The organism is Dorea hominis (genome assembly GCF_014287705.1).
Lineage (GTDB): Bacteria > Bacillota > Clostridia > Lachnospirales > Lachnospiraceae > Dorea_D > Dorea_D hominis.
Genome location: NZ_JACOOY010000011.1, coordinates 72,739 through 88,401 on the forward strand (window position 1 = coordinate 72,739; position 15,663 = coordinate 88,401).

The following is a 15,663-nucleotide window of genomic DNA, read 5'->3' on the forward strand; positions in this document are numbered from 1 at the left end:
CTATTGGATAAATCCAAAGACATTCAAAATGACAATTACCATAAAAGCAGGTACAACTACAATTGTTAATATCTTATCATATAATGATAGTTTACCATATTTTCCATCATTTGTTAATTCTTTTTCGTAATTTTTAAATCCCCAAATTTTAGCTACGAAAACACAAACTAACCAGCACCCAAGTGGTAGTAAGATATATCCTGTGAATGTATCCAGCCAGTCGTAAAGACCAAGATGTGAAATGCCGGTTGCGTCGATCCATGGAAGCTTCACACCGCTTAACACACCAAAGCCGAGAGATACGATGATATTGCCGATACCGATAATCAGTGCAGTTACAACAGTTGCTTTCTTACGTCCCATTTTACAGTTGTCTTCGAATGTTCTTGTAGAAATCTCGAAGAATGTAAATAAAGAAGAAATAACGGCAAATATCAGCGCGAGGAAGAAACAACATCCAATAATACGTCCGCCTGGAAGTTTGCCGAAGATGCCAGTCATAACAAGGAACACAAGTCCCGGACCGCTCTGCACGTCAACGCCGCCTGCAAATGCAGAAGGAATAATAACGAATCCAGCTAAAATAGCGGCTCCGGTATCGCAGATGGATACGAGGATTGCGTCGCTTTTTAAGTTATTTTCTTTCGGAATGTTAGCTCCTAAAGTTTCGTATATACCCCAGCCAATACCAACAGAAAAGAGCACCTGTGTAGCAGCTTTGGCAAATACGGAAAAACTGAATTTGCTAAAGTCTGGAAGAAGGTAGAATTTTAATCCTTCCATTGCATTATCGGTTACAAATAATGCCCATATACCACAGACGATTAGAAATACAAACAACAGTGGCATGATGAACTTAGTAAGCTTTTCAACAATATTTGTAATTCCAAATAAAAGCATTATGGATACAAATACTAATATAACCAGTGCCCAGATGATTGGTTCAACAGTAGAAGATGTAAAATTGTTGAAGTACGCCTGTTTGTCTTCACCGAAGTCACCGCTGATGATATACTGTACAGCATATTTTAATACCCAGCCGCCGACAACAACATAGTACATATTAATCATCCATGTACAGATGTTGGCAATCCAGCCGATGAAGCCCCATTTCTTGTTGATCCGCTCAAAACAGGTGACGGTGTCAGAAGCGCTGTGGCGACCGATTGCGGTTTCCATCTCGACCATTGGGTGTGCCATCAATGCAATAACAATTATGTAAACGATCAGAAAGATTCCACCGCCGCCTTGGTAAGCAAGATACGGAAATTTCCAGATGTTTCCGAGACCGATTGCAGCTCCGGCAGCAACCATAATATAGCCAAAGCGGGAGTTCCATTGTTGAGGTGCTTGATTTGTATTGTTACCCATAATTTCACGCTCCTATCTTTATTAATTACTGGACGATCATCTAAATTGTCCTGAAGTTTCTGCTGAGATTCCACATGACAACCGGGATCCGGATCTTCTTTTTGGGTGTCATGGATATAAAAAAAGGTACTCTGCATGTATGCGAGAGCACCTTTGCCTATCTCAATCCTCTCTTTTATTGTAACCACAGGAGAATAGAAAGTCAATACAAATATTACAAATACTTATACCTACATTAGAAATATTTATGCTAATAATATGAATAATGCTGTATAAAATCTGAATCAATGATTGAAAAACGGACAATATGTATAGGGGAGGAAGCACAATCATAAAAACGGGAAGGTATAAGAAACTGTAATAGGAATATAAAGAATACTCGTTTCACAAACAGTGAAAAAAGGGCTATACTCAAGGCAGATAAAGAAATAAAACATTCTTGGTTATGTGGGAGGTGTAAGAAATGATCGGATGGACAATCGTTGGAGCAGTAGCGCTTTACGGAGTAGTAACTGTAGCACAGGATGAAATGCATAAATAATCATTTTCTAAAAAGCGAATTTTCAGAAAAATCAAGTGAATAATAAAGAAATGTTATATAAAAACAAGGAGCAACTTTCCTCGCAGTAAAGGTTGCTCCTTGTTTTTTGTTATGGCGACAAGGAAAGTGCACGCGTTTGCGTAAATGCATTTGATGACAAATACTTACTCATCATCCAGTAAAAAGTCCTTCGCATATTCAAGAAAGATCTTCGATGCCGGAGAGAGTTCTTCTTTGGAGGTGTATGCGAGTCCGAGCTGGCGTGATACCGTTGGCTTGATCGGGCGTGTTATAAAGTCGCCGACCTGACCACGCAGAAGCAGTCCTGGAAGAATAGAAAGACCAAGTTCATGTTCTACCATGGAAATGATAGAGAACTCATTGATAGTGATATAACGGATATCCGGTTTGACTTTCGCTTGTTTCAGAATCCGGTGAACATCACTTCCCGGAGTATATTCTGTAATGATAAATGGCTGCCCTTCAAAAGCTTCGATTGGCACAGCATCACATTCAGCAAAAGGATGGTTCTTTGGAATGACTGCAAAGAGTTCATCGTCCATTACCGGGAGAAATTGATAATTATGTCCCTTCTGATGGCTGATAAAGCCAATGTCTACACGCCGCTCCTGGATCCAGTCGGCAAGTTCACCCTCGACTCCTTCTACTATTTTAAAATGAATATCCGGATGCTCATGCTGGAATTCCCGGATGATCTTCGGGATCCAGTGAATAGAACAGCTCAAATAGGTTCCTATTTTAATAGTACCAACCTGTGCGCCTTTCAAAGAAGCGATTTCCTGATTGATCACTTCATCTGCATTGAGCAGTGCACGAATGGAAGGAATCAGTGATTTGGCATCTGCGGTCAGAGTCATTCCGTGATTGTCTTTGACAAACAGAGAAAATCCGACTTCTTTTTCCAAGGATTTCATCATCTGTGTAATGCCAGACTGTGTATACCCCAATTCTTCGCCTGCGCGCGTGAAACTTCCGTAGTCATCCACTGCAAGCATAACTTTCCATCTTTTTATATCCATATAGTCATTCCTCATTTCTGCATTAAAAAACGTTATGTAAGTATTTATATTTCTAATACTAAAGCAAAAGGGTGGGGAATACAAGGGCAATGAGGAAAAAACATAGGAAAAACATGATATGTCAAAGAAAAGGTTGCTGAGATAGAAGATGTCTATATATAATATAGAAAGAATTAAAGTGCGTAAGCCTGTGTGAAACAGGGAACGCTCAGCAGGTATTTTTATATAATAGTGCGAATCTGTTTGTTTTTATTTATAAGGAAAAAAAGACGGAGCAGAGTGCATGAGAGAGTGAATATACTATGAATGTATTAATATAAGGAAGAAAAGGATGAGAGAAAGTGGAAAAGAGAAAAAATATAGCGACAAAGAAGAGCATGGTTGTACAGTTTGTGCTACTTGGTATCTGCACGGCTGGAACAGCATTTTCACAGACGTTGGCGTTGAAAGCGAATATTGGTGTCTGCGCATGCTGGGATGCGGTGGGATTGAATGTTTACCAGATATTTGGAATTAAGGTCGGAACGGTCAGCATGTGCCTACATGCAATCTGTGTACTGGTACAGTTTCTGATTCAGAGAAAGGATTTTGAAAAGAGAAAGATTCTCCAGCTTCCTTATGTTATTGTATTTGGAATGTTGTTGAATTTCTTCTATTATAATGTACTTACATTTGAAGTACATGCTTATGTGGCAAAAGTCTTACTTGTGATCACGTCTTATCTGGGACTGGGTCTGTTCCTTGGACCTATGCTGCTGCTTAATCTGATCACTATTCCGAGTGAAGCAATGTGTAATGTGCTCAGCGGATATGCAAAGGTGGATTACGCAAAGGTTCGGATTGGACTGGACGGAGTATGTATCGCAGCTTCTCTGGCGTTGTCGTTCCTCGGTGGCGTGTCCCTTAAAGTAAGAGAAGGTACTGTGATGGGAATGCTGCTTCTTGGACCGTTGGAAAAGCTGAGCATGAAAGTATTTGAACCACAGATTGAGCGTGTAAAAGATATAAAATAAATTGTATGCGAAAAAATACAATAAAATAGAAAAAGAGCTTGCAAAACATATAAACATCTTGTATACTAAGAGAGCTGTGACATGATAGCAAAGAAGCGCGAGGTTGCTGCCACAATGTGGCAGGTTTTCCGTGGAGCGAATGTCAAGTTAGGAAACTGGCGACAAGTCACTGTACGAATCAAAACTGATTACTGCTTACCAACTGGTAAAAGGTATGAAACAACGTGTGAGTTTCTCACGACACACACGGGAGAGTGTACAGTCACCGCTTGTCGTACTGAAGTTAAAAGTACGAAAAGGAGGCGACTTTTTTTATGGCAAGTCAAGTAATGAGAATCACTTTGAAAGCGTATGATCATCAGTTAGTAGATGCATCCGCTAAGAAAATCATCGAAACTGTAAAGAAAAATGGAGCAAAGGTGAGCGGACCGGTACCGCTTCCGACTAAGAAGGAAGTAGTAACAATCTTAAGAGCGGTTCACAAATACAAAGATTCCAGAGAACAGTTCGAACAGAGAACTCATAAGAGACTGATCGATATCGTAACACCAACACAGAAAACTGTTGATGCATTATCAAGATTAGAGATGCCGGCTGGTGTTTATATCGACATCAAGATGAAGAACAAATAAGACTTCATCGACACAATAACGACACAGTAATTCCTATATTTAGGATGAACGCGTAAGCGTTCCGCTGTAAATCACAGGAGGTAATTATAATGAAGAAAGCTATTTTAGCTACAAAAGTCGGAATGACACAGATCTTCAGCGAAGACGGAACACTGACACCGGTTACAGTTCTTCAGGCTGGTCCTTGTGTAGTAACACAGATCAAGACAGTTGAGAATGACGGTTATGAAGCTGTTCAGGTTGGATTCGTTGACAAGAAAGACAAGATCATCAACAAAGACAAGAACGGTAAGAAAGAGATCGTTCATCGTCACGGTGTAACAAAGGCTGAACAGGGACATTTTGCAAAAGCTGGAGTATCCGGAAAGAGATTTGTAAAAGAGTTCAAACTTGAGAATGCAAGCGAATATACACTTGCACAGGAGATTAAAGTTGATATTTTTGAAGCAGGCGACAAGATTGACGCTACTGCAATTTCAAAAGGTAAAGGATTCCAGGGTGCGATTAAGAGACATAATCAGCACAGAGGACCTATGACACACGGTTCTAAGTTCCACCGTCATGCCGGTTCTAACGGAGCTGCATCTGATCCGAGCAAGGTATTCAAAGGAAAGAAGATGCCGGGACACATGGGAAGCAAGAAGATCACAATCCAGAATCTTGAAGTTGTCCGCGTAGATGCTGAGAACAATCTGCTCTTAGTAAAAGGTTCTGTGCCGGGACCGAAGAAATCTTTAGTAACTATTAAAGAAGCAGTAAAAGCTAACTAGGCTTAGACGAGGAAGGAGGACTTAAGATGGCAAACGTATCTGTTTATAATATCGAAGGTAAAGAAGTTGGAACAATCGACTTAAACGATGCGGTATTTGGTGTTGAAATTAACGAACACCTGGTACACATGGCAGTTGTTAACCAGCTTGCAAATAATCGTCAGGGAACACAGAAAGCAAAGACACGTTCTGAAGTTTCTGGTGGCGGAAGAAAACCGTGGAGACAGAAAGGTACCGGTCATGCAAGACAGGGATCTACAAGAGCTCCGCAGTGGACAGGCGGTGGAGTAGTATTCGCTCCAGTACCGAGAGATTATTCTTTCAAGATGAATAAGAAAGAAAAGAGAGCTGCTCTGAAATCTGCGCTTACAGCTAAGGTTGAAGAGAAGAAATTTGTAGTAGTTGACGAGATCAAATTCGACGAAATCAAGACTAAGAATTTCGCAAACATTTTAAAGAACCTGGAAGTATCCAAAGCATTAGTAGTATTAGAAGATGGAAATGACAACGCAGTAATCTCTGCCAAGAACATTGCAGATGTTAAGACTGCTGCTATCAATACAATTAATGTGTACGATGTCTTGAAATACAACACAGTAATCGCTACGAAAGCTGCTGTTGCAAAAATTGAGGAGGTGTACGCATAATGGCAAACGTTCAGTATTATGATGTAATCCTTAAACCGGTAGTAACTGAGAAGAGTATGGAGCTTATGGGAGAGAAGAAATATACATTCCTTGTACATCCAGAAGCTAACAAATCTCAGATCAAAGAAGCTGTTGAGAAAATGTTCGAAGGAACAAAGGTTGCTAAAGTCAACACAATGAACTGCGAAGGTAAGAAGAAAAGAGTTCGTGGAACTATGCAGTTTGGTATGACAGCTAAAACTAAAAAAGCAGTTGTTCAGCTTACAGAGGACAGCGCTGATATCGAGATCTTCGAAGGTCTCTAAAATTAACGAGGGTGTGCATGCCGGATGAGACGTGGCTGTAAGACGCACAAAGCATACGGACAGAAACCGTGACAATAAACAATCGAAAGGAGAACAATCATGGGAATTAAAACATACCGCCCATATACGCCTTCCAGAAGACAGATGACTGGTTCTGATTTCTCAGAAATCACAAAGACAACACCAGAGAAGTCTTTACTTGCTTCAAAGAGCAGACAGGCAGGACGTAACAATCAAGGAAAAATCACTGTTAGACACCGCGGAGGCGGAGCTAAGAAGAAATATAGAATTATCGACTTCAAGAGAAGAAAAGATAATGTTCACGCAACTGTAATTGGTATCGAGTACGATCCGAACAGAACAGCTAACATCGCACTGATCTGTTATGAAGATGGTGAGAAGGCATACATCCTTGCACCAGAAGGACTGAAAGACGGAATGAAAGTTATGAACGGACCGGAAGCCGAAGTTAAGATCGGTAACTGCCTGCCACTTTCTGAGATTCCGGTAGGTACTCAGATCCACAATATCGAGCTTTATCCTGGAAAAGGCGGACAGCTTGTTCGTTCCGCAGGAAACAGCGCACAGTTAATGGCTAAAGAAGGAAAGTATGCTACACTGAGACTTCCGTCAGGAGAGATGAGAATGGTTCCAATCATTTGCAGAGCTTCTATCGGAGTTGTAGGTAATGGAGATCACAACCTGATCAACATTGGTAAAGCAGGACGTAAACGTCACATGGGTATCAGACCAACAGTTCGTGGTTCTGTAATGAACCCGAATGACCATCCGCATGGTGGTGGTGAAGGTAAGACAGGAATCGGTCGTCCGGGTCCGTGTACACCTTGGGGTAAACCAGCACTTGGTCTTAAGACAAGAAAGAAAAACAAATCTTCTAACAAGATGATCGTAAGAAGAAGAGATGGTAAAGCAATCAAATAATTAAGGAGGTTAGAACCTATGGCACGTTCAATTAAAAAAGGACCATTCGCAGACGCAAGCCTGCTTAAGAAGATCGACGCAATGAACGCTGCGGGAGAAAAATCTGTTGTTAAAACATGGTCTCGCCGTTCTACAATCTTCCCAAGCATGGTTGGACATACAATTGCCGTTCATGACGGAAGAAAACATGTACCTGTATATGTAACAGAGGATATGGTAGGACACAAACTCGGTGAGTTCGTAGCTACCAGAACTTATAGAGGACATGGAAAAGACGAAAAGAAATCAAAAGTTAGATAATTAGATTGTGAAAGGAGGGTTCATCCATGGCTAAAGGACATAGATCCCAGATTAAGAGAGAAAGAAATGCTAACAAAGATACAAGACCTTCTGCTAAGTTATCTTACGCAAGAGTTTCTGTTCAGAAAGCATGCTTCGTATTAGATGCCATCAGAGGTAAGGATGTAACAACAGCACTTGGTATTTTGACATACAATCCAAGATATGCTTCTAGTTTAATAAAGAAATTATTAGAGTCTGCAATTGCTAATGCTGAGAACAATAACGGCATGAATGCTGAGAACCTGTATATTGCAGAGGCTTATGCAAACAAAGGACCAACAATGAAGAGAATCAGACCGAGAGCACAGGGCAGAGCTTACAGAATCGAGAAGAGAATGAGCCACATTACACTTGTGCTTGATGAAAGATAAGGAGGGCAAACATGGGACAGAAAGTTAATCCTCATGGCTTGAGAGTCGGTGTTATCAAAGACTGGGACTCAAGATGGTATGCAGAAAAAGATTTCGCAGACTACTTAGTAGAAGACCATGAAATCAGAACGTATCTTAAGAAAAGATTATACAGCGCCGGTGTTTCTAAGATCGAGATCGAAAGAGCATCTGACCGCGTTAAAATTATTATTTATACAGCAAAACCTGGAGTAGTAATCGGTAAAGGTGGAGCAGAGATTGAAAAAGTAAAAGGTGAACTTACACAGTTTACTGACAAGAAGTTAATCGTAGACATCAAAGAGGTTAAGAGACCGGATAAAGATGCTCAGTTAGTAGCAGAAAATATCGCTCTTCAGCTTGAGAACCGTATTTCTTTCAGACGTGCTATGAAATCCTGCATGTCAAGAACTATGAAATCAGGAGCTCTCGGAGTTAAGACATCTGTTTCTGGACGTCTTGGTGGAGCTGATATGGCTCGTACAGAGTTCTACAGCGAGGGAACAATTCCTCTTCAGACACTTAGAGCAGACATCGACTACGGATTCGCCGAGGCAAACACAACTTACGGAAAAGTTGGTGTTAAAGTATGGATTTACAAAGGCGAGGTTCTTCCGGAAAAAGCACATAAGGAAGGAGAGAAATAAATCATGTTAATGCCAAAAAGAGTAAAACGTCGTAAACAGTTCCGTGGTACCATGAAAGGTAAAGCACTTCGCGGAAATAAGATTACAAACGGTGAATATGGTATTGTTGCAATGGAACCATGCTGGATCCGTTCCAACCAGATCGAAGCAGCCCGTATCGCTATGACACGTTACATCAAGCGTGGTGGTAAAGTTTGGATCAAAATATTCCCAGATAAACCTGTAACTACAAAACCAGCTGAAACACGTATGGGTTCTGGTAAAGGAACCTTAGAGTACTGGGTAGCTGTTGTAAAACCGGGACGCGTAATGTTCGAGATCGCCGGTGTATCAGAAGAAGTTGCAAGAGAAGCTCTTCGTCTGGCAACACACAAGCTTCCTTGTAAATGTAAAGTAGTTTCTCGCGCAGACTTAGAAGGCGGTGATAACAGTGAAAATTAATGCATTTGTAGAAGATTTAAAAACAAAATCAGCTGCAGAGCTGAATGAAGAATTAGTAGCTGCTAAAAAGGAACTTTTCAACTTAAGATTCCAGAACGCAACAAATCAGTTAGATAATACAAGCAGAATCAAAGAAGTAAGAAGAAACATTGCCAGAATTCAGACAGTAATTACTGAAAAGGCAGCTCAATAAGCATCCAATAAAAGAAAGGAGCAGAGACTGTGGAAAGAAATCTTAGAAAAACCAGAGTTGGTAAGGTTATCAGCAATAAAATGGATAAGACCATAGTAGTTGCAGTTGAAGATCATGTAAAGCATCCTCTTTATAAGAAGATCGTAAAGAGAACATACAAATTAAAAGCACATGATGAAGCAAATGAATGCAACATTGGTGACAAAGTAAAAGTTATGGAAACAAGACCATTATCTAAAGATAAGAGATGGAGACTTGTTGAAATTATGGAAAAAGCAAAATAGTATAAGGAGGGAAACCTGCATGATACAGCAAGAAAGCAGACTGAAAGTAGCAGACAATACAGGTGCGAAAGAGTTACTGTGTATCCGTGTACTTGGTGGATCTACAAGAAGATATGCAAGTATCGGAGACGTGATCGTTGCTACTGTTAAAGATGCAACACCAGGCGGCGTTGTTAAAAAAGGTGACGTTGTAAAGGCAGTTGTTGTTCGTACTGTAAACAGCACTCGTCGTAAAGATGGTTCTTACATTCGTTTTGATGAGAACGCTGCAGTTATTATAAAAGATGACAAGACACCAAGAGGAACCCGTATCTTTGGGCCTGTAGCAAGAGAGCTTCGTGACAAACAGTTCATGAGAATTGTTTCCTTGGCTCCGGAAGTACTGTAAGGAGGTGCGAACGAAGATGTCAATGTTAAAGATTAAAAAAGGCGATACAGTTAAAGTTATCGCTGGTAAAGATAAAGACAAAGAAGGAAAAGTTCTTTCCGTAGATCAGAAAAACGCAAGAGTTGTTGTTGAAGGCGTAAACATGGTTACTAAGCACACAAAACCTAGTGCAACAAACCAGGCTGGTGGAATCATCCAGCAGGAAGCTGCTATCGACATTTCTAACGTAATGTACATCCACAAAGGAAAAGCTACAAGAGTTGGAATCAAGATGGACGGAGACAAAAAAGTACGTTTCGCTAAATCAACAGGCGAAGTGATCGATTAATTCTGGAAAGGAGGGTATACACTTTGAGTAGACTGAAAGAACAGTATCAGAACGAGATCGTTGATGCATTAACGAAAAAGTTCGGATATAAGAATATTATGGAAGTACCGAAGCTCGATAAAGTTGTTATCAACATGGGTGTAGGTGAAGCAAAAGACAATGCAAAACTGTTAGATTCTGCAATCGCTGATATGGAGAAGATTACAGGACAGAAAGCAGTTATCTGCCGTGCTAAAAAATCTGTAGCGAACTTCAAATTAAGAGAAGGAATGGCTATCGGATGTAAAGTTACTTTAAGAGGAGAAAAGATGTATGAGTTCGTTGATCGTCTGATCAACCTTGCACTTCCTCGTGTACGTGACTTCAGAGGTGTTAATCCAAACGCATTTGACGGAAGAGGAAACTACGCACTCGGAATTAAAGAGCAGCTCATCTTCCCTGAAATCGAGTACGATAAAGTAGATAAAGTAAGAGGAATGGACATCATCTTTGTTACAACAGCAAAGACTGATGAAGAGGCTCGTGAATTGTTAACACAGTTCAACATGCCGTTCACAAAATAAGGAGGTAAATTATGGCTAAGACAGCAATGAAAGTAAAACAGCAGCGTAAGCAGAAATTCTCCACAAGAGAATATAATCGTTGCAAAATCTGTGGTCGTCCACATGCATATTTGAGAAAATATGGAATCTGCCGTGTTTGCTTCCGCGAATTGGCATACAAAGGACAGATCCCAGGCGTTAAGAAAGCAAGTTGGTAAAGGAGGAAACAATTCATGACTATGAGCGATCCAATTGCAGATATGCTTACAAGAATTCGTAATGCAAATACTGCGAAACACGATACAGTTGATGTACCGGCATCTAAAATGAAACTTGCGATTGCAAACATCCTGTTAGATGAAGGATATATCACAAAATATGATGTCATCGAAGACGGAATCTTCAAGACAATTCATATTACACTGAAATACGGTGCAGACAAGAATGAAAAGGTAATCACAGGTCTTAAGAGAATTTCTAAGCCAGGTCTTCGTGTTTACGCTAACAGCGCAGACATTCCGAAAGTAATGGGCGGACTTGGAACAGCGATCATCTCTACTAACAAAGGCGTGATCACAGATAAAGAAGCTAGAAAACTTGGCGTAGGTGGAGAAGTACTCTGCTACGTTTGGTAGTAACTGCAAACTGAAAACAGAGTGGGCGTAAGCTCACTCCGAGAATCTAAGTTAAGGAGGAACAGGATATGTCACGTATCGGAAGACATCCAGTTGCTATTCCTGCAGGCGTTGAAGTAACAATTGCAGAGAATAACTATGTGACCGTTAAAGGTCCAAAAGGAACACTTGAAAAAGCTCTCCCTGTAGAGATGGAAATCAAACAGGAAGGCGACGAAATCGTCGTAACAAGACCGAATGACTTAAAGAAAATGAAATCTTTACATGGTCTTACAAGAACACTGATCAACAACATGGTAGTAGGTGTTACAGCAGGATATGAGAAAGTTCTGGAAGTAAACGGAGTTGGTTACAGAGCAGCTAAATCCGGAAACAAATTAACACTGAACCTTGGATATTCTCATCCGGTAGAGATGGAAGATCCAGAAGGTGTTGAGACTGTTGTTGAAGGTCAGAACAAGATCACTGTTAAAGGTATTGATAAAGAAAAAGTAGGCCAGTATGCAGCTGAGATCAGAGATAAGAGAAGACCGGAGCCATATAAGGGCAAGGGAATCAAATATGCTGATGAAGTAATTAGACGTAAAGTCGGTAAGACTGGTAAGAAATAAGAAAGGAGAGTGTGAAAATGGTTAGCAAAAAATCTAGAAGTGAAGTACGTGTAAACAAACACAGAAAGTTACGTAACCGTTTAAGTGGTACAGCACAGTGCCCACGTCTGGCAGTGTTCAGAAGTAACAATCATATGTATGCACAGATCATCGATGACGTAGCACAGACAACTCTGGTTTCCGCATCCACTCTTCAGAAAGATGTGAAGGCAAACTTAGAGAAAACAAACAACGTTGATGCAGCAGCATATCTTGGAAAAGTAATCGCTGAGAAAGCTCTTGAAAAAGGAATCAAAGAAGTAGTTTTCGACAGAGGTGGATTTATTTACCAGGGTAAAGTACAGGCATTAGCAGATGCAGCTAGAGAAGCTGGATTGAATTTCTAATAAGGAGGAGCACACATGAGACAGGAACGTATTGATGCTAGTCAGTTAGAGTTAAATGAAAAAGTGGTATCAATCAAGCGTGTAACCAAAGTTGTTAAAGGTGGCCGTAACATGAGATTCACAGCTTTAGTAGTTGTCGGAGACGGAAATGGTCATGTTGGTGCAGGCTTAGGAAAAGCTACAGAGATTCCGGAAGCAATCCGTAAAGGAAAAGAAGATGCAGCAAAGAATCTTATCAATGTAGCATTAGATGAAAATGAAAGTATTACACACGATTTTATCGGTAAATTCGGAGGAGCTTCCGTATTACTTAAGAAAGCTCCGGAAGGTACTGGAGTTATCGCCGGTGGTCCGGCGCGTGCCGTAATCGAGATGGCAGGAATCAAGAACATCCGTACAAAATCTCTTGGTTCTAACAACAAACAGAATGTTGTTCTTGCTACAATCGAAGGATTACGTCAGGTTAAGACTCCGGAAGCAGTAGCTAAGCTTCGCGGTAAATCTGTTGAAGAGATCTTAGGCTAAGGAGGGAGAACCAAATGGCAAATTTAAAAGTTACATTAGTAAAATCTACAATTGGTGCTGTACCGAAGCATAAGAAAACTGTAGAAGCACTTGGACTGAAGAAAGTCAACAAAACAGTTGAACTTCCGGATAATGCAGCTACCAGAGGTATGGTAAAACAGGTACAACACCTGGTAAAAGTTGAAGAAGCGTAAGAATTTAGATATCAGATAAGGAGGTGTTACAATGGATTTATCTAACTTAAGACCAGCTGATGGATCAAAACAGAGTGATAATTTCAGAAAAGGACGTGGACACGGATCTGGAAATGGTAAAACAGCCGGTAAGGGACACAAAGGTCAGAAAGCTCGTTCAGGAGGCACAAGACCAGGTTTCGAAGGTGGACAGATGCCGTTATACAGAAGAATTCCGAAGAGAGGATTTACAAACAGAAATTCTAAGACAATCGTTGGAATTAACGTAGATGCTCTTGAAGTATTCGAGAACGATGCAGTTGTTTCAGTAGAGACACTGATCGAACAGGGAATCGTTAAAAATCCTAGAGATGGAGTTAAGATTCTTGGAAACGGAGAGTTAACTAAAAAGCTTACAGTACAGGCTAATGCATTCAGCAAAGGAGCAATTGCTAAGATTGAGGCTTTAGGTGGAAAAGCAGAGGTGATCTAATGTTTGATACATTGCGAAGAGCATTTAAAATTAAGGATCTCCGGAGAAGAATCGGATATACATTTTTAATGTTAATCGTGATTAGACTCGGTTCAGAACTGCCGACACCGGGAGTTAACCCAAGCTATATCAAAGAGTTTTTTGCACAGAACACAGGTGAAGCGTTTAATTTATTTAACGCTTTCACCGGTGGATCTTTTGAGCAGATGTCCGTATTTGCTCTGAGTATTACACCATACATTACATCATCCATCATTATCCAGCTTCTTACAATTGCGATTCCGCAGTTGGAAGAGATGCAGAAAGATGGTGAAGACGGAAGAAAGAAACTTACAAAAATTACCCGTTATCTTACAGTTGTACTTGCTCTGATCGAATCAATTGCGATGTCAGTTGGATTTGGACGTCAGGGACTTCTGAAAGAATACAACTTTGTAAATGCTGCAATCGTAGTATTAACACTGACAGCCGGATCCGCATTCTTGATGTGGGCAGGTGAACAGATTACAGAGAAGGGCGTAGGAAATGGTATTTCCATCGTTCTGGTGATTAATATTCTTTCCCGTGTACCGAATGATATGACAACACTTTACAGCCAGTTCGTAAAAGGCAAGAGCATTGCCAAAGGCGGACTCGCGGCAGTAATTATTCTTGCAATCATTCTTGCACTTGTAGTATTTACTACATTGCTTCAAGATGCTGAACGCAGAATCGCGGTACAGTATTCACAGAAGGTGACAGGAAGAAGAACATACGGTGGACAGACAACACACATCCCGTTGAAAGTAAACACCGCAGGTGTTATTCCGATCATCTTTGCATCATCTCTGATGCAGTTTCCGATTGTCATTGCTTCACTGGCAGGCAAGGGAAACGGTAACGGAATTGGAAGTCAGATCTTAAAGGGAATGAATCAGGGTAACTGGTTGAATCCGGATCAGATTCAGTACAGCTGGGGATTAGTCGTATACATTATATTGACAGTATTCTTTGCTTACTTCTATACATCCATTACATTCAATCCATTAGAGATTGCAAATAATATGAAAAAAAGCGGTGGATTTATCCCGGGTATCCGTCCTGGTAAACCAACCGTAGAATATTTGACAAAGAGACTTAACTATATCATCTTTATCGGAGCATGCGGACTTGTCATTGTACAGGTTATTCCGATTTTCTTTAATGGATGGTTAGGTGCAAAAGTATCCTTTGGTGGTACATCACTGATCATTATTGTCAGCGTCGTACTTGAAACACTCAAACAGATTGAGTCACAGTTATTAGTACGTAACTACAAAGGATTTTTGAACAGTTAAGCATATAAGCAATTTGACTCGCGGATTTTATCCGCGGGTTAAAATGCTATAAGGAGGAACTCATATGAAAATTATTATGTTAGGAGCCCCTGGAGCGGGCAAGGGAACTCAGGCAAAGAAAATTGCCGCAAAATATAACATTCCTCATATTTCAACCGGAGACATCTTTAGAGCAAACATTAAAAATGGTACGGAATTGGGTAAACAAGCGAAAACGTACATGGATCAGGGACTTCTTGTTCCGGATGAACTGGTTGTAGATCTCGTTGTAGACCGCGTGAACCAGGAAGATTGTAAAGAAGGATATGTTCTGGACGGATTTCCGAGAACAATCCCGCAGGCAGAAGCATTGGATGTTGCACTTGAAAAACTGGGACAGAAAATAGATTATGCGATTGATGTAGATGTCCCGGATGAGAATATAGTTCATCGTATGGGTGGCCGCCGTGCATGTGTAGGTTGTGGCGCAACATATCATCTGGAATATGCTCCGACCAAAGTAGATGGTATCTGCGATACATGCGGAAAAGAGCTAATTTTAAGAGATGATGACAAGCCGGAGACAGTGAAGAAACGTCTTGGGGTATATCATGAGCAGACACAGCCGTTGATTGACTATTATACAAAAGCCGGAATACTGACTACAGTCGATGGAACGATTGATATCGAGGATGTATTCCAGACAATCGTAAAGATTTTAGGAGAATAA

26 protein-coding genes are annotated in these 15,663 nt (G+C 40.6%); 24 read left to right on the forward strand and 2 right to left on the reverse strand.

What is annotated here, in order from left to right; genetic code table 11:
• A complete protein-coding gene (locus tag H8S07_RS09500) occupies positions 1 to 1,371 on the reverse strand; it encodes a sodium-dependent transporter (protein ID WP_117537788.1) in 1,371 nt (456 codons plus the stop codon).
• A 705-nt stretch (positions 1,372 to 2,076) separates the two neighbouring features.
• Positions 2,077 to 2,952 carry a LysR family transcriptional regulator gene (locus H8S07_RS09505; protein WP_117537789.1) on the reverse strand — a complete coding sequence of 292 codons (876 nt, stop codon included), beginning with the start codon at positions 2,950 to 2,952 and terminating at the stop codon, positions 2,077 to 2,079.
• Positions 2,953 to 3,293: 341 nt separating this feature from the next.
• On the opposite strand from H8S07_RS09505, the gene H8S07_RS09510 reads away from it, so the two are divergent.
• The 24 genes from H8S07_RS09510 (at position 3,294) to H8S07_RS09625 (ending at position 15,663) form a co-directional block, all read left to right on the forward strand.
• Positions 3,294 to 3,965, forward strand: a complete 672-nt coding sequence (locus tag H8S07_RS09510) for a YczE/YyaS/YitT family protein (protein WP_117537790.1) — start codon at positions 3,294 to 3,296, stop codon at positions 3,963 to 3,965.
• Between the two features lie 314 nt (positions 3,966 to 4,279).
• Positions 4,280 to 4,597, forward strand: a complete 318-nt coding sequence (rpsJ, locus tag H8S07_RS09515; RefSeq protein WP_117537792.1) for a 30S ribosomal protein S10 — start codon at positions 4,280 to 4,282, stop codon at positions 4,595 to 4,597.
• A gap of 89 nt (positions 4,598 to 4,686) precedes the next feature.
• On the forward strand, positions 4,687 to 5,367 hold the full coding sequence (gene rplC / locus H8S07_RS09520; RefSeq protein ID WP_117537793.1) for a 50S ribosomal protein L3: 681 nt from the start codon (positions 4,687 to 4,689) through the stop codon (positions 5,365 to 5,367).
• A gap of 26 nt (positions 5,368 to 5,393) precedes the next feature.
• Positions 5,394 to 6,014 carry a 50S ribosomal protein L4 gene (gene rplD / locus H8S07_RS09525; RefSeq protein ID WP_117537794.1) on the forward strand — a complete coding sequence of 207 codons (621 nt, stop codon included), beginning with the start codon at positions 5,394 to 5,396 and terminating at the stop codon, positions 6,012 to 6,014.
• A complete protein-coding gene (rplW, locus tag H8S07_RS09530) occupies positions 6,014 to 6,319 on the forward strand; it encodes a 50S ribosomal protein L23 (protein WP_021859837.1) in 306 nt (101 codons plus the stop codon). The genes rplD and rplW overlap by 1 nt, the downstream gene beginning before the upstream one ends.
• A gap of 99 nt (positions 6,320 to 6,418) precedes the next feature.
• Positions 6,419 to 7,261, forward strand: a complete 843-nt coding sequence (gene rplB, locus H8S07_RS09535; RefSeq protein ID WP_117537795.1) for a 50S ribosomal protein L2 — start codon at positions 6,419 to 6,421, stop codon at positions 7,259 to 7,261.
• Positions 7,262 to 7,279: 18 nt separating this feature from the next.
• Positions 7,280 to 7,561, forward strand: coding sequence for a 30S ribosomal protein S19 (gene rpsS / locus H8S07_RS09540; RefSeq protein WP_021860954.1), 282 nt, complete (start codon positions 7,280 to 7,282; stop codon positions 7,559 to 7,561).
• 26 nt (positions 7,562 to 7,587) lie between these two features.
• Complete coding sequence (gene rplV / locus H8S07_RS09545) at positions 7,588 to 7,974, forward strand: 50S ribosomal protein L22 (protein ID WP_004607294.1); 387 nt, start codon at positions 7,588 to 7,590, stop codon at positions 7,972 to 7,974.
• Between the two features lie 11 nt (positions 7,975 to 7,985).
• Positions 7,986 to 8,639: a 30S ribosomal protein S3 gene (rpsC, locus tag H8S07_RS09550; RefSeq protein WP_021860586.1), complete on the forward strand. Its 654-nt coding sequence runs from the start codon at positions 7,986 to 7,988 to the stop codon at positions 8,637 to 8,639.
• A gap of 3 nt (positions 8,640 to 8,642) precedes the next feature.
• Positions 8,643 to 9,080: a 50S ribosomal protein L16 gene (gene rplP, locus H8S07_RS09555; RefSeq protein WP_117537796.1), complete on the forward strand. Its 438-nt coding sequence runs from the start codon at positions 8,643 to 8,645 to the stop codon at positions 9,078 to 9,080.
• The gene (gene rpmC, locus H8S07_RS09560) at positions 9,070 to 9,273 is read left to right on the forward strand and encodes a 50S ribosomal protein L29 (RefSeq protein WP_021860015.1); all 204 of its coding nucleotides are present in this window, start codon (positions 9,070 to 9,072) and stop codon (positions 9,271 to 9,273) included. Before rplP ends, rpmC begins: the two co-directional genes overlap by 11 nt.
• Positions 9,274 to 9,302: 29 nt before the next feature.
• Complete coding sequence (rpsQ, locus tag H8S07_RS09565) at positions 9,303 to 9,557, forward strand: 30S ribosomal protein S17 (RefSeq protein WP_021860016.1); 255 nt, start codon at positions 9,303 to 9,305, stop codon at positions 9,555 to 9,557.
• 19 nt (positions 9,558 to 9,576) lie between these two features.
• Positions 9,577 to 9,945 carry a 50S ribosomal protein L14 gene (rplN, locus tag H8S07_RS09570; protein ID WP_006427393.1) on the forward strand — a complete coding sequence of 123 codons (369 nt, stop codon included), beginning with the start codon at positions 9,577 to 9,579 and terminating at the stop codon, positions 9,943 to 9,945.
• Positions 9,946 to 9,961: 16 nt separating this feature from the next.
• Positions 9,962 to 10,273, forward strand: coding sequence for a 50S ribosomal protein L24 (rplX, locus tag H8S07_RS09575; RefSeq protein ID WP_118288375.1), 312 nt, complete (start codon positions 9,962 to 9,964; stop codon positions 10,271 to 10,273).
• 23 nt (positions 10,274 to 10,296) lie between these two features.
• Entirely contained in the window at positions 10,297 to 10,836 is a 540-nt protein-coding gene (rplE, locus tag H8S07_RS09580; protein WP_117537797.1) for a 50S ribosomal protein L5, read from the forward strand.
• An 11-nt stretch (positions 10,837 to 10,847) separates the two neighbouring features.
• Positions 10,848 to 11,033 carry a type Z 30S ribosomal protein S14 gene (locus tag H8S07_RS09585; RefSeq protein WP_021859524.1) on the forward strand — a complete coding sequence of 62 codons (186 nt, stop codon included), beginning with the start codon at positions 10,848 to 10,850 and terminating at the stop codon, positions 11,031 to 11,033.
• 15 nt (positions 11,034 to 11,048) lie between these two features.
• The gene (rpsH, locus tag H8S07_RS09590; protein WP_118288376.1) at positions 11,049 to 11,450 is read left to right on the forward strand and encodes a 30S ribosomal protein S8; all 402 of its coding nucleotides are present in this window, start codon (positions 11,049 to 11,051) and stop codon (positions 11,448 to 11,450) included.
• Between the two features lie 68 nt (positions 11,451 to 11,518).
• The gene (gene rplF, locus H8S07_RS09595; RefSeq protein ID WP_021859526.1) at positions 11,519 to 12,061 is read left to right on the forward strand and encodes a 50S ribosomal protein L6; all 543 of its coding nucleotides are present in this window, start codon (positions 11,519 to 11,521) and stop codon (positions 12,059 to 12,061) included.
• Between the two features lie 17 nt (positions 12,062 to 12,078).
• Entirely contained in the window at positions 12,079 to 12,447 is a 369-nt protein-coding gene (rplR, locus tag H8S07_RS09600; RefSeq protein WP_021859527.1) for a 50S ribosomal protein L18, read from the forward strand.
• Between the two features lie 15 nt (positions 12,448 to 12,462).
• Entirely contained in the window at positions 12,463 to 12,972 is a 510-nt protein-coding gene (gene rpsE, locus H8S07_RS09605) for a 30S ribosomal protein S5 (protein ID WP_021859528.1), read from the forward strand.
• Positions 12,973 to 12,986: 14 nt separating this feature from the next.
• A complete protein-coding gene (rpmD, locus tag H8S07_RS09610) occupies positions 12,987 to 13,166 on the forward strand; it encodes a 50S ribosomal protein L30 (RefSeq protein ID WP_021859529.1) in 180 nt (59 codons plus the stop codon).
• A 31-nt stretch (positions 13,167 to 13,197) separates the two neighbouring features.
• Positions 13,198 to 13,638, forward strand: coding sequence for a 50S ribosomal protein L15 (gene rplO, locus H8S07_RS09615; RefSeq protein ID WP_021859530.1), 441 nt, complete (start codon positions 13,198 to 13,200; stop codon positions 13,636 to 13,638).
• Positions 13,638 to 14,954: a preprotein translocase subunit SecY gene (gene secY, locus H8S07_RS09620; protein ID WP_021859531.1), complete on the forward strand. Its 1,317-nt coding sequence runs from the start codon at positions 13,638 to 13,640 to the stop codon at positions 14,952 to 14,954. Before rplO ends, secY begins: the two co-directional genes overlap by 1 nt.
• Positions 14,955 to 15,018: 64 nt before the next feature.
• Entirely contained in the window at positions 15,019 to 15,663 is a 645-nt protein-coding gene (locus H8S07_RS09625) for an adenylate kinase (protein ID WP_021859532.1), read from the forward strand.

Excerpts from the sequence above, each read along its gene's own strand:
- H8S07_RS09500 (WP_117537788.1), bottom strand. The coding sequence starts at position 1,371 with ATGGGTAACAATACAAATCAAGCACCTCAACAATGGAACTCCCGCTTT.
- H8S07_RS09505 (WP_117537789.1), bottom strand. The coding sequence starts at position 2,952 with ATGGATATAAAAAGATGGAAAGTTATGCTTGCAGTGGATGACTACGGA.
- rpsJ (WP_117537792.1), top strand. The coding sequence starts at position 4,280 with ATGGCAAGTCAAGTAATGAGAATCACTTTGAAAGCGTATGATCATCAG.
- rplC (WP_117537793.1), top strand. The coding sequence starts at position 4,687 with ATGAAGAAAGCTATTTTAGCTACAAAAGTCGGAATGACACAGATCTTC.
- rplD (WP_117537794.1), top strand. The coding sequence starts at position 5,394 with ATGGCAAACGTATCTGTTTATAATATCGAAGGTAAAGAAGTTGGAACA.
- rplW (WP_021859837.1), top strand. The coding sequence starts at position 6,014 with ATGGCAAACGTTCAGTATTATGATGTAATCCTTAAACCGGTAGTAACT.
- rplB (WP_117537795.1), top strand. The coding sequence starts at position 6,419 with ATGGGAATTAAAACATACCGCCCATATACGCCTTCCAGAAGACAGATG.
- rpsS (WP_021860954.1), top strand. The coding sequence starts at position 7,280 with ATGGCACGTTCAATTAAAAAAGGACCATTCGCAGACGCAAGCCTGCTT.
- rplV (WP_004607294.1), top strand. The coding sequence starts at position 7,588 with ATGGCTAAAGGACATAGATCCCAGATTAAGAGAGAAAGAAATGCTAAC.
- rpsC (WP_021860586.1), top strand. The coding sequence starts at position 7,986 with ATGGGACAGAAAGTTAATCCTCATGGCTTGAGAGTCGGTGTTATCAAA.
- rplP (WP_117537796.1), top strand. The coding sequence starts at position 8,643 with ATGTTAATGCCAAAAAGAGTAAAACGTCGTAAACAGTTCCGTGGTACC.
- rplN (WP_006427393.1), top strand. The coding sequence starts at position 9,577 with ATGATACAGCAAGAAAGCAGACTGAAAGTAGCAGACAATACAGGTGCG.
- rplX (WP_118288375.1), top strand. The coding sequence starts at position 9,962 with ATGTCAATGTTAAAGATTAAAAAAGGCGATACAGTTAAAGTTATCGCT.
- H8S07_RS09585 (WP_021859524.1), top strand. The coding sequence starts at position 10,848 with ATGGCTAAGACAGCAATGAAAGTAAAACAGCAGCGTAAGCAGAAATTC.
- rpsH (WP_118288376.1), top strand. The coding sequence starts at position 11,049 with ATGACTATGAGCGATCCAATTGCAGATATGCTTACAAGAATTCGTAAT.
- rplF (WP_021859526.1), top strand. The coding sequence starts at position 11,519 with ATGTCACGTATCGGAAGACATCCAGTTGCTATTCCTGCAGGCGTTGAA.
- rplR (WP_021859527.1), top strand. The coding sequence starts at position 12,079 with ATGGTTAGCAAAAAATCTAGAAGTGAAGTACGTGTAAACAAACACAGA.
- rpsE (WP_021859528.1), top strand. The coding sequence starts at position 12,463 with ATGAGACAGGAACGTATTGATGCTAGTCAGTTAGAGTTAAATGAAAAA.
- rpmD (WP_021859529.1), top strand. The coding sequence starts at position 12,987 with ATGGCAAATTTAAAAGTTACATTAGTAAAATCTACAATTGGTGCTGTA.
- rplO (WP_021859530.1), top strand. The coding sequence starts at position 13,198 with ATGGATTTATCTAACTTAAGACCAGCTGATGGATCAAAACAGAGTGAT.
- secY (WP_021859531.1), top strand. The coding sequence starts at position 13,638 with ATGTTTGATACATTGCGAAGAGCATTTAAAATTAAGGATCTCCGGAGA.
- H8S07_RS09625 (WP_021859532.1), top strand. The coding sequence starts at position 15,019 with ATGAAAATTATTATGTTAGGAGCCCCTGGAGCGGGCAAGGGAACTCAG.